This window comes from Chryseobacterium sp. KBW03 (assembly GCF_003852415.1).
GTDB lineage: Bacteria > Bacteroidota > Bacteroidia > Flavobacteriales > Weeksellaceae > Chryseobacterium > Chryseobacterium viscerum.
In genome coordinates this window covers 136985-148640 of sequence record NZ_QAJO01000012.1, presented here as the reverse complement: position 1 = coordinate 148640, position 11656 = coordinate 136985, and the positions used below count along the sequence as shown (strand labels likewise).

10 protein-coding genes are annotated in these 11656 nt (G+C 37.7%); 8 read left to right on the top strand and 2 right to left on the bottom strand.

What is annotated here, in order from left to right:
* Positions 1-27 precede the first annotated feature (27 nt).
* From DBR39_RS20595 to DBR39_RS20585, 3 genes are all read left to right on the top strand, one after another.
* A complete protein-coding gene (locus tag DBR39_RS20595) occupies positions 28-492 on the top strand; it encodes a low molecular weight protein-tyrosine-phosphatase (protein ID WP_124536250.1) in 465 nt (154 codons plus the stop codon).
* 31 nt (positions 493-523) lie between these two features.
* Positions 524-1222 carry an SAM-dependent methyltransferase gene (locus DBR39_RS20590; RefSeq protein WP_124536248.1) on the top strand — a complete coding sequence of 233 codons (699 nt, stop codon included), beginning with the start codon at positions 524-526 and terminating at the stop codon, positions 1220-1222.
* A gap of 491 nt (positions 1223-1713) precedes the next feature.
* Positions 1714-3513, top strand: a complete 1800-nt coding sequence (locus DBR39_RS20585; RefSeq protein ID WP_124536246.1) for a lytic polysaccharide monooxygenase — start codon at positions 1714-1716, stop codon at positions 3511-3513.
* Between the two features lie 223 nt (positions 3514-3736).
* Here the strand turns inward: DBR39_RS20585 and DBR39_RS20580 are convergent, their stop codons facing one another.
* Positions 3737-4630, bottom strand: coding sequence for a DUF4349 domain-containing protein (locus DBR39_RS20580; RefSeq protein WP_124536244.1), 894 nt, complete (start codon positions 4628-4630; stop codon positions 3737-3739).
* 168 nt (positions 4631-4798) lie between these two features.
* On the opposite strand from DBR39_RS20580, the gene DBR39_RS20575 reads away from it, so the two are divergent.
* Positions 4799-5866, top strand: coding sequence for a DUF2891 domain-containing protein (locus tag DBR39_RS20575; RefSeq protein ID WP_124536242.1), 1068 nt, complete (start codon positions 4799-4801; stop codon positions 5864-5866).
* On the opposite strand, the gene DBR39_RS20570 is transcribed toward DBR39_RS20575, so the two are convergent.
* Positions 5863-6336, bottom strand: a complete 474-nt coding sequence (locus DBR39_RS20570; RefSeq protein ID WP_124536240.1) for a DUF962 domain-containing protein — start codon at positions 6334-6336, stop codon at positions 5863-5865. The two genes, DBR39_RS20575 and DBR39_RS20570, sit on opposite strands and share 4 nt — an antisense overlap.
* Before the next feature lie 74 nt (positions 6337-6410).
* Between DBR39_RS20570 and DBR39_RS20565 the strand changes: the two genes are divergently transcribed.
* The 4 genes from DBR39_RS20565 to DBR39_RS20550 all read left to right on the top strand — a co-directional run bounded on the left by DBR39_RS20565 (position 6411) and on the right by DBR39_RS20550 (position 11494).
* Positions 6411-7256 (top strand): helix-turn-helix domain-containing protein, encoded by an 846-nt coding sequence (locus DBR39_RS20565; protein ID WP_124536238.1) that lies wholly within the window; start codon positions 6411-6413, stop codon positions 7254-7256.
* Between the two features lie 89 nt (positions 7257-7345).
* Positions 7346-8656 (top strand): TolC family protein, encoded by a 1311-nt coding sequence (locus tag DBR39_RS20560; protein ID WP_124536236.1) that lies wholly within the window; start codon positions 7346-7348, stop codon positions 8654-8656.
* A gap of 24 nt (positions 8657-8680) precedes the next feature.
* Positions 8681-9799, top strand: coding sequence for an HlyD family secretion protein (locus DBR39_RS20555; RefSeq protein ID WP_124536234.1), 1119 nt, complete (start codon positions 8681-8683; stop codon positions 9797-9799).
* A 102-nt stretch (positions 9800-9901) separates the two neighbouring features.
* Positions 9902-11494 carry an MFS transporter gene (locus tag DBR39_RS20550; RefSeq protein WP_124536232.1) on the top strand — a complete coding sequence of 531 codons (1593 nt, stop codon included), beginning with the start codon at positions 9902-9904 and terminating at the stop codon, positions 11492-11494.
* The last annotated feature ends 162 nt before the right edge of the window (positions 11495-11656 follow it).

Here is an 11656-nt window from a genome sequence, read left to right as displayed (position 1 = left end):
CAAAGACTCTTTTTAAATAATTAGCATATGAAAATATTAATGGTTTGTCTGGGGAATATATGCAGAAGCCCTTTGGCAGAAGGTATTATGAAAACGAAGGTGCCGGAAGATTTTGTAGTAGACTCAGCCGGAACCATTTCATTGCATGAAGGAGAACATCCCGACAAAAGAGCTGTTAAAACTGCTGCAAACCATCATGTTGATATATCACAACAAAGGTCAAGGCCTATTACCAAAGCCGATTTTAAAACCTTTGATAAGATTTATTGTATGGATGCTTCGGTATATCGTGAAGTGGCTTCCAGAGCAGAAAATAAAGAAGAACAACTGAAGGTTTCTTTATTTTTAGAGGCTGCCGGTGAACATGATAATACAGAAGTGCCGGATCCATACTGGGGTGATATGAAAGACTTTGAACATGTTTTTCAGCTATTGGATGAAGGGTGTGATAAAATTGCTGCCCACCTGACCCAAGCCACTCATAATTTATAATTCATAATCTATAATTTTTAATTAATCCCCTATGCTTTTTTTACTCCCTGCTTATTTATCAGAAAACACTTCTATTGACCACTTTTCACCTATCTTGAAGGATTATATCATGCAAACGGATTATTTCTTCGTAGAAAATGAAAAAACAGCGAGAAAGGTTGTAAAATTTTTTGCTCCGGAAAAGAAACAGGCAGATCTGAAGCTTTTCTTGTTGGATAAATACACGGAAAATGCAGATATCAAAGAAGCTCAGGAACTGATGCTGAAAGGGCAGGACTTCGGATTGTTATCTGAGGCAGGACTGCCTTGTATTGCAGACCCGGGAAATCTTATTGTAAAATGGTGTCATGAGAAAAACATCAGGGTGATTCCGATTTCAGGGCCTTCATCTATTATTCTTGCGTTGATTTCCAGTGGATTCAATGGGCAGGAATTTACCTTCAATGGTTATCTTCCGATTGAGAAAGGAGAGAAAAAGAAACAGATCATGAATCTCGAAAGTCTTGTTCAGAAAACGGGCTATTCGCAGATTTTCATGGAAACACCGTATAGAAACAACCCGCTTTTTGAAGATTTGTGCAAGTTTTTATCACCGAATACAAAGCTGTGTATCGCTGCTAATATCAACGATCCTGAACATGAATTCATTAAGACAAAATCAATAAAAGACTGGCAGAAACAAAAGCCTGAACTTCATAAAATCCCTGCCGTATTTGTGCTGGGGAAATAGACAAAACTCCTTATAGTTCATAAATTAATAGGAGTATTTTATACTTACAAGCTGGGAGTTGGTCATCGGATCAATCTCCCAGCTTTTTTTTATTTATAAGAGTTTTTATTAATTCCTTAGAAATCATGGAACTAACATTATTTTCCAGTTTCATCTTCTCTCTTTCTGCTTTTTAATCTTGATTCAAACTTAATTTATTTCAATAATATGTGATTAATTTGCCTTATTTTTCATATTTTTATGTTTTAAAATATTGTGATTATATGTTAATAATAATATGTTATGAATTGCTATTTTGTGTTTTAACTTGAAATATTAACTAATGTGTTTTGTTTAATTTGATTTTTTATTAAATATTTTATAATGTAAATTGTTTTGATAGATTTAAATCATTATCCTTTATATTTCTTTAGTTATTCGGAGTATAATGGTTTAAAAATTCATTTTTATACAAAACTGATCCAATAAAATCAACACCAAATATTTAAAATATGATGACACGTAAAATTTTTTTTCCGGTAATGCTCATGCTTGCGATGCTGGTACCTTCTTTAATTCATCTGTCTGCACACGGATATGTACTAAGCCCTGCCTCAAGAGGATATCAGGGAAGCCTGGATAAAGCTTCGCTTGGCTATTCAGTGGCATTTGGAAAATATGGTTCTGTAATTAATGAGCCAGGTTCTCTGGAAGCGCCAAAAGGATTTCCTGCATTGGGTCCGGCAGATGGAAAGATTGCTTCGGCTAATGGAAGTATAGGGGGAGACACTACACTGGATCTCCAGACTGCTGATCGTTGGAAGAAAACCAATATCTCCACGGGTGTGAATGCCTTTATCTGGAAATACTCGGCGTATCACGCGACTGCAAAATGGCATTATTACATGACAAAGCAAGGCTGGGACCCCAATAAACCTCTTTCCCGCCAGGATCTTGAACTTATTGGTACAATCGCGCATAATGGTACTCCACCGCAGGATAATGTTTCTCATCAGATTACAGTTCCTGCCAACCGTACAGGTTACCATATTATTTTAGCGGTTTGGGATGTCGCAGATACCGTCAATGCATTCTATAATGTGATTGACGTTAATGTAACCTCCGGAACAGGAGTTTCGGCACCTGCAACTCCTACAGGATTAACACAGGTGGGAGTAACCAGTTCTTCTGCTAAAATAAGCTGGACACCACAGCCGGATGCGGTATCTTATACTGTTTTCCGTAATGGACAAAATATTCAGCAGGTAAGTGGCGCTGCATTTGAAGATACAGGCTTAAGTGCCAATACGGTTTATACGTACGAAATACAGGCGAAAGGTTCTTCAGGGCTCACTTCGGGGAAAAGTACGCCACTCAATGTAAAAACAAACAGTGAAGGGACAATTGAAAAACCTACAGCACCATCCAACCTTCATTCGATGGGAGCTACTGAAAACTCCGTTTCATTAATGTGGATGGCTTCGACCCATACACAAGGCATCAAAAACTATCAGGTATTTGAAAATGGGATCAAAGTAGGAGAAACCGTTCAAACAAGCTTTTCACGAGTAGGATTAGCGCAAGACACGGAATATCGTTATACGGTAAGATCTGTGGCGATGAACGATCAGATTTCTGACATGAGTAATGAATTAAAAATCAGAACGAAGAAGAGTACACCAGGGAATGGTCAAACGTATTGTGGAGCAGAACAGTATAATCCTGCCAATGCATATCCTACAGCCGGAGCAAAAGTTTTTTATTCCTGTAAAATCTGGAAAAATAAATGGTATGCGAATCCGGGAGAGCTTCCGGGAACAAATATGGTATGGGAGGAAGTAAGTGCATGTACAGAAGGTCCTGGCTGTCAATCAAGCGGTCCGGTTACCTATTGTGGTGCACAAGAATATAATCCGGCAAAAACGTATCCAACAGCAGGAACAAAGGTTTTCTATGCCTGCAAAATATGGGAAAATAAATGGTATGCTAACCCAGGAGAAACTCCGGGAAGTAATGCTGTCTGGAAAGTAATCAATGCCTGCACAGAAGGCCCAGGCTGTACGGCCGGTCTTACAAGTAGAGAAGCTGGCCTTTTAGTCATTGTGTCTGATCACATGATCAGTTTTTCACCGGAAGACTATTATGGAAAAATGAGTAGAGTGGAGGTCATTAATCCTGGTGGACTTCAGATGCTTTCTTCTGTAAACCCAACAAAGAACAGTATTAATATCAGTCATCTGCAGGCCGGAATTTATTTTGTGAGAATTCATTATAAAGATGGAAGCAGCATCACGAAAACAATCCGAAAGTAATAAAGAAAATTTAAAATAAGAATAAAACCACCTTGCTAGCAAGGTGGTTTTATTCTATGAAAAGCTCATCCTTTTTTAGCTTTTCCAATAAAAATATTTAACAGCCCTTAACACGGCTATTGCATTATTTTTGTTTTTAACATCATACTGGAAACAGTACAATTAAATTGTTGATAATGCAGTAGAAATCCGGGCATCGAAGATGCCCGGATTTTTTAATAAATTAATTTTTATCCTTTTTTCCAGATTTCCATTTTCTCCAAAAGAACACAATAAATGGAATGATTAAAAAGAAGGGCCATAATGAAACCATTCCCAGCAGAAAACTCACAAAACTATTCCAGCCTTCAGTCAGGGAATCAATAAAGCGGCTTCCAAAACCGATTTTTGAGGTAGCCGAACTTCTCACTTTCTCTTTATATAAATTCAAATTCAGGGTACTGTAATTCACGCGGTCATCAATAAAACGAAGCCTGCCTTCAGCCACGTCAATCTCATCTTCAAGTTCCCGGATATTTTCCTGAATTTCAAGCATATCTTTCGTGGTAGCAGCACTTTTAAGCATGTCCCTGTATTTTTCAAGATATATTTTTTTGTTGGCCAGCTTAATGGCTACATCAGTATATTCCTCTGTCACATCATTGGATGAAATATTTTTAGACAAAACAGATCCTACTCCGTTTGAAAATGAGCTGATCAATGCATCGAAGTTTTTATGGGGTACACGGATAATAAGAGTAAGATTATCATCCATATCCGTATTTTGAAACTGTTCCTTTTGGATATAAGCATTGTTTTTCTTGATGATCTCATTGACTTGATTCTGTGTTTTTTTAATATCACCCACCTGAATTTTCATATCTCCGTTTTTGATAATTTTTTTGGAGATCGTATCTGTTTTCTTTGGGGTATAAACTTCTTTGTTGGTTCCATCTTCATCGGACACTACCTTCTCAGAAATAGAAAGCGGTGGAGGTATAGGAGCAGCTGAAGAAGAAGGTGTTTTATCTTCGGTTAGAACTTCCGCTAGGTCGGCTTTCACTTCCTGTTTTTCAACACCTGATTTGCTGCAATTGATCAGAATAAGACCTGATAATAGGAGAATAATGTTTTTCATGGGTATGTTAGTTTTTTAGGGATATGATCAAAAAGTGTGCTCAAAAATGATCATTTGTAAAAATGATTAAAATGTAAAACGAAAGAATGGTGAATGTTAATTCCATAATTAGCTTTAAAACCAGCCTGAAAAATTGCTGAGATTATAAATTATTTCTATTTTTAATTCATGAAAAAAAGTCTTTTAGCATTTGCGTTTTCACCATTTCTGATGTATGCCCAGGAAGCTCCGAAACTTACAGACGAGATGGCCATGAAATTGTCCGATAAACCTCTTCACTGTATCAATCAGGAATATCCGAATAAAACAGCCCATATCATCAATAATGCAGGCGAAGTTCCTTTGACCCCAAAAGATCTTCATCCCAGTTTTTATGGATGTTTCGACTGGCATAGCTCTGTTCATGGACATTGGATGCTTGCAAGACTTTTAAAAACAAAACCTAATCTGTCTAGTGCCAAAGAGATTGAAAAAATTCTGGATGAATCATTTCAGAAAGAGAAACTGCAGACGGAAGCAGATTATTTTACAAAATATCAGTTAACAGGAACTTTCGAAAGAACCTACGGATGGGCATGGATATTAAAACTGGATGAAGAGCTGACCAATTGGGATCATCCAAAAGCTAAAATATGGCATCAGAACCTAAAGCCACTCACTGATCAGATCCTTAAGTCCTGGAAGGTTTATCTTCCAAAACAGACCTATCCGAACAGGACAGGAGTTCACCCTAATACAGCTTTTGCAATGGCTTTTGCGATAGATTGGGCACGAGCCAATAAAGATAAAGAATTTGAAAATCAATTGATAGAAAAGGCAAAATACTTTTTCCTGAAAGATCAGAAAACACCAGCATATCTTGAACCTGATGGTTCGGATTTCTTTTCGCCAAGTCTTGAAATTGCAGATCTGATGCGAAGAGTTCTTCCTCAAAAAGAATTTATAGTATGGTTGAATAATTTCTACGAAAAAAGAAGTCTCGAAAATATTGAGAAAATACCTGTGGTAAGTGATCTTAGCGATTATCAGACCGTTCACTTAGTAGGACTTTCTTTCTCTAAAGCATGGTGTATGAAAGGGATCTCGAAGGCCCTTCCTGCGAACCATCCACTAAAGAAAGACTTTCAGAAAAAAGCAGATGTATTTCTTGCCAACGGATTACCTTTATTATTTCAGGGAAATTATGGAGGAGATCATTGGCTGGCAAGCTTTGCGGTGTATGCTTTGGAAGATTAATATTTGATTCCTGCCTTCTTAAGAATAAAACCTAAAAGCCAAATCGGTCCTATCAGAAGAAACTGTAGATCTCTGAGAAAAGAAGGCTTTTTTCCTTCAATTTTATGACCTACAAATTGGAAGATCCAGGTAATAACGAAAACAGAAAGATAAACCATCCAGGACCGTTTTCCGAAACTGATATTGGTGAGATAAATGAAATGCTCTAATAGAAGCATTACAACAATCATTACAATGGCGATCAAAAAAGAAAGTCTGATATAGAATAAAGTGATCAAAACAATCACAAAAAGGCTTATGATACTTACACATCCAAAGTAGGAAGCACAGAAATGAGGGGAGGGAATCAGGGAAGCAAAGCCCAAAATTGTCCAGAAAATTAAAGGCACACAAATCCAGTGAATGAACTTGTTGGCCGCATTTCTATGGCTTTTACTGTATTCTGCAAATAATAGATCAACCTTTCTCATACTGACAGGGAATTGGATAAACGCTAAAATAATAAAATTTTGTAATCACTGGTAAGATTGCTTACATTTGTCTTATGTCTGCCCTAGAAAAATTCGGAGTCGATATTTTTACGGAACGTAATATTTTCGAGAGAATTGCTGTCGATAAGCCTTTCCGTCCCGATAATCCTGCTTTTATTTTTATTAAATCAGGAACTATAAAACTTCGTCAGCATTTCAGTGACCTGGAGGTTTCTGCCAACATGTTTATGGTGACCGATCCGCAGACCATCTATGAAGTGGTTTCTGTGACAGACGACTTTCAGTCCCGGATGGTTTCTTATAAAAGAGAATTTATTTCGGCTTTATCATTGAAGTTTAACCGTTTGATTACCTATCGTTATTTCAGACAGCAGATGAACAAAGGAGTGCCTTTTCCTGAGGACGAAATGGAAGTGGTCTGGAAAAGTGTCAATTTCCTGAAATATATTCTGGATTCTGATACGGAAATGCTGTACAAGAAAGAAATGGTAGAGCACCTTTTCTCTGTTTTCTGCTATCAGATGGCGGGAATTATTTCCAAGGAAGATAACAGTTCTATGAATCAGATGTCCAGACAGGAAGAAATCGTGTTTGTGTTTCTTACTGATATTGCAGAACATCATCTTACAGAAAGAGCAGTTGAGTTTTATGCCGAAAGACAATCAATTACAACCAGACATCTTTCTTCCGTTGTGAAGACCATCACAGGCAAGTCTGCCAGTCAGGTCATAGCTTTAATAGTCATCAATGAAGCTAAAGTACTCTTAAACTCTTCCAATAAACCCGTTTCAGAGATTTCTTCTATTCTCGGATTTAGCGATCAATACTCATTTTCTCACTTTTTCAAGAAACATATTGAAGTAAGCCCTACACAGTACAGGCATCAGTTCGAAAATTAAAATCTTACATTTGAACATCTTTTTCCCGAAATCAAACATTTGATTGATTTTGTTGTTGTTATAACTTTGCTTCTGTAAAACAAGGTAAAATGACAAAGAAAATAAAAACAGCACTATCCGTTTTGATAGCAGCTTTTCCTGCGCTGTTTTTTTCACAACAGATCAAGCAGATGACCGCAGGTGAGGTGGCGGAACTCGCTGTTCAGAATCATCAGCAGCTTAAAGTTTCCGCACAGAACATTGGTATTGCAAAACAAAGCACAAATGTTGCTAAACTTCAGAAACTGCCCACTATCACAGCTTCTACAAGTCAGTTCTATTTAGGAGACGCGGTAGCAATCGATAAGGATTTTTCAAACTCTACAACAGTTCCGATGCCGCATTATGGAAGTTCTTATGCTGTACAGGCAACACAGCTGATCTTCAAAGGTGGATTGGTGAACAAATCGATTGAAATGGCAGGGCTTCGTGAGCAGCTTTCCGAACTGGACTTAGAAAAAAATAAGCAGGAGGTAAAATTTTTAGTGATTTCCAATTATCTGGATGTCTATAAAATCATCAACCAGGAAGATGTGTTTCAGAATAATAAAAAGCTGGCACAGGAACGTCTTAAAAATATTCAGAAGTTCTACCAGCAGGGGATGGTAACGAGAAATGAAGTGATTCGTGGAGAGCTGGCTATCAAAAACCTGGATCAGGGAATTTTGACCCTTTCAAATAATAAAAAAATACTTAATTATAATTTAAATATCGCGCTAGGTTTATCCTCTGATACAGAAATTGTTCCTACTGAAACTTTAAACAATAAAGAAGCAGGAATAGGAATGGATTATTATACCAATCTTGCTCACGAAAGCAGCCCATTGCTAAAATCTGCCAAGAAAAACATAGATGTTGCCGATAAAAATATTGAAATTATAAAAACAGATAATGCGCCTACTGTAGCCGGATTTGGCGGATATACTTTGCAAAGACCTATCACGACAAGAAACCCTGTTTTGGATATGTATTCAGGAGGTTGGCAGACCGGAGTTTCTTTGAGTTATAATATAGATACCCTGTATAAAACGAAAGAAAAAGTAAAATTAGGGACCCTGCAGAAAAATCAGGCGAATGATGCGATGACTCTGGTACAGCAGAACGTAGATATGGGAGTGAATGCAGCCTATACAAAATATCAGGAAGCGATTCAGCAGGCGGATATCCTGAATGATTCCAAAAGACTGGCAGAAGAAAACTACAAGATTACGGAAGCCAAATATCTGAACCAACTGGCAGTACAGGCAGAAATGATTGATGCCCAAAACCAGAAACTGCAGTCAGAACTTGATTATGCCAACGCTGAAATCAATGTTTTGTATCAGTATTATAACCTTTTGAAATCTACAGGAACACTTTAATTTTTAAAACTGAAAATCAACACAATGGAAAACAAGGGACAAACCACTCAAAATACAACGACAGCTCCGGTAGCATCCGCTGCTGAAAACAAGAAAAAGAAAAATAAAACTAATAAAATCAGAGCCATCATCTCGAATATCATCGTTTTTTTGGTGATCGGTTTCGGATTATTCTGGCTGATCCGTGAATATTTTCATATCGGGAGCAAAACCTATACAGAAGCAGCACAGGTAGAGGAATTTATTAATCCAATTAATACCAGAATTTCTGCTTATATCAAAGAAATTAAATTTATTGAACACCAGCATGTAAAAAAAGGAGATACACTGGTTATTCTTGATGACCGCGAAATCATTACCCAGTTAGGACAGGCTGATGCTGCCTATCAGAATGCCATGGCTCAGAAAACAGCCACCAGTTCATCTGTGAATACGGTTTCCAATAACATCAACGTTATGCAGTCTAATATTGCCGGAGCAAAAGCCAGATTGTGGAATGCCGAGCAGAATTTAAACCGATATAAAAACCTTTTAGCGGCTGAAGCAGTAACAAGACAACAGTACGATCAGATAAAAACAGAATATGATGCTCAAAAGGCAGCTTACGAAACGTTAGTGAATCAAAAGCAGTCAGCAAATCTTTCCACAACAGAAGTGAAAAGCAAATTGGGAATCAATGATGCAGAGATCAAAAGAACAAAATCTGCTTTGGATATGGCGAAAATCAATCTTTCGTATACCGTGATCACAGCGCCTTATGATGGAGTGATGGGAAGAAGAACCATCTCTGAAGGTCAGCTGATCCAGCCGGGACAGCAGGTTGCAACCATTGTTCTGAATGGTCAGAAATGGGTAACAGCCAATTTCCTGGAAAGCCAGATGCCAAATATTAAAGTAGGAGAAAAAATAGCAATGACAGCTGATGCTTTAGGAGGACAGAAATTCGAGGGAGTAGTAACAGCCGTTTCTGCAGCTACCGGATCAAGATATTCAAGCGTACCGACTGACAATTCCACCGGAAATTTCATCAAAGTACAACAAAGAATTCCTGTAAGAATAGAATTCACGGCTTCCAACAAAAAAGAAGATCTGGATAAACTGAGCGCAGGAATGAATATGAATGTGAATATTAATAAAGACTAAAAGATGTAAGATATCAGATTCCAGACATTATGCTTGGGGAAAGCTAAGGCTGAATGTTGGAAGTCTGCCATCTGATATCTGAAATCTATTACCTAAAAAATCATGTACAACAAAGGATTATATAGCGATTGGGTACCCAAACCCGTACAGCTGCTGCTGATTGTATTACTGCTTGCTGTGGTAATGCCTATTGGTGGGGTGTATACAGGGAATATCAGTTCTCTGGCAAGTGGTACCGGTGCGATGACAGAATATTTTATGTGGGCCAACTATGCGACTACCATTGGGATGGGAGCCTGTATGCCTGTGGTCATCAGAATCAAAATGAGGTTCAAAGTAAGGGATAAGCTTGTTCTCCTTCTGGTGCTCTTAGGACTGCTCAGCTATGTGAACGGAACCACCTTACAGCCAGCGGTCTTTATAGCTACTTCATTATTGATTGGTTTTATGAAGATGATGGTGACCATAGAATTGTTTCTTCCCCTGATGGTCATGATTGGAAACCGAGGGATATTTTATGGGGCTTTCTATACATTCGTTCTGGTGATGAATCAGGTGGCGACCTATTATGCCGCAGAATTTGCCCTTCTTTACAACTGGCAGCAGTTTTACCTGTTTACAGCCGTTTTATGCTTTATACTGGCATTGATACACTGGATTTTTATGCATAATAAATACTTTGCATTAAAGGTTCCGCTGCATTATATTGATTGGTTAAGTATTTTACTTTTCATTTCCACTTTTATGTTTTCGGCGTATGTATATTCGTTTGGGAGACAGCAGGATTGGTTCAATTCAAAGAATATCATTTATGCAAGTATTACTGCTTTTTTGAGCTTTGCACTGCTTTCTATCCGTCAGTTGACATTAAAACGACCGTACCTTTCATTTAAAATTTTCACAAAAAACAATGTACAGCACGGTTTGTTTATGCTTTTTTGGCTTGGAATGTTCTTGGGAACCGCTTCTATTCAGAATACTTTTGCAGTGGGGGTCCTGGGTTATGATCAATTGACGAATACAAGACTGAGCTTACTGATGATTCCGGGAATTATTCTGGCTGGAGTCATTGCAATTTTCTGGTTCAAAAAAGAAAAACCTTTGAAAATGTATATTTTTTCCGGTTTTTCAGCAATGATCGGATATGCCATTATTATGTATTTTTCTATGGTATTGGAGTTCAGTTATGACAACTGGTATCTGCCTATGTTTTTAAAAGGCTACGGAATGTGTTCCCTGTTTATCTCTGTATGGTTTTATACTCTGGATAAACTTGAAATGGATGAAATGCTTGCGGCGATCGGACTTGTATTGGTCTGGAGAACTTTTCTGGCCGTGGGAATTTTTTCAACACTGTACTCATGGTTTCAATATCGTTTCCAGATTACAGCAATAGGTGACTTAGCAGTTTATATGGACGGAATGACTGTTACGCCTCAGAATGTAGCGGCTAATATGAAAGCCATTCAGCTTAATGCCATTATCATAGCGAGCAAAAAGATATTCGGATATATTATTTTAGTCGGATTTGGAGTGCTGATTTATGTTGCTACGCATCACTTCGGAGCAAAACGCTTTCAGTATTTCAGATTTGTAAGAGTTCTGGGCGGTAAATCTGTCATTGCAAGAAGAAGACTACGCGAACGAAAACAATTATTAGAAGAGATAAAAGATGCTGCAGGTCCTGCAGTATAAAGATACCTTGTTTTTCACTAGTAGAATCCTGGTCCTTCGTGGGCCGGGATTTTACGTTTTTAAGAAGATGCAAGCTTTAATTTTTTTGAAACATTAAGATTGTATAAGGTGTTTAGAGCATTAAGATAAGCTTCGCTTTAAGCTTAAAATCAGAATGATTTA

Coding starts and splice junctions, on each gene's coding strand:
- DBR39_RS20595 (WP_124536250.1), top strand. CDS start 28: ATGAAAATATTAATGGTTTGTCTGGGGAATATATGCAGAAGCCCTTTG.
- DBR39_RS20590 (WP_124536248.1), top strand. CDS start 524: ATGCTTTTTTTACTCCCTGCTTATTTATCAGAAAACACTTCTATTGAC.
- DBR39_RS20585 (WP_124536246.1), top strand. CDS start 1,714: ATGATGACACGTAAAATTTTTTTTCCGGTAATGCTCATGCTTGCGATG.
- DBR39_RS20580 (WP_124536244.1), bottom strand. CDS start 4,630: ATGAAAAACATTATTCTCCTATTATCAGGTCTTATTCTGATCAATTGC.
- DBR39_RS20575 (WP_124536242.1), top strand. CDS start 4,799: ATGAAAAAAAGTCTTTTAGCATTTGCGTTTTCACCATTTCTGATGTAT.
- DBR39_RS20570 (WP_124536240.1), bottom strand. CDS start 6,336: ATGAGAAAGGTTGATCTATTATTTGCAGAATACAGTAAAAGCCATAGA.
- DBR39_RS20565 (WP_124536238.1), top strand. CDS start 6,411: ATGTCTGCCCTAGAAAAATTCGGAGTCGATATTTTTACGGAACGTAAT.
- DBR39_RS20560 (WP_124536236.1), top strand. CDS start 7,346: ATGACAAAGAAAATAAAAACAGCACTATCCGTTTTGATAGCAGCTTTT.
- DBR39_RS20555 (WP_124536234.1), top strand. CDS start 8,681: ATGGAAAACAAGGGACAAACCACTCAAAATACAACGACAGCTCCGGTA.
- DBR39_RS20550 (WP_124536232.1), top strand. CDS start 9,902: ATGTACAACAAAGGATTATATAGCGATTGGGTACCCAAACCCGTACAG.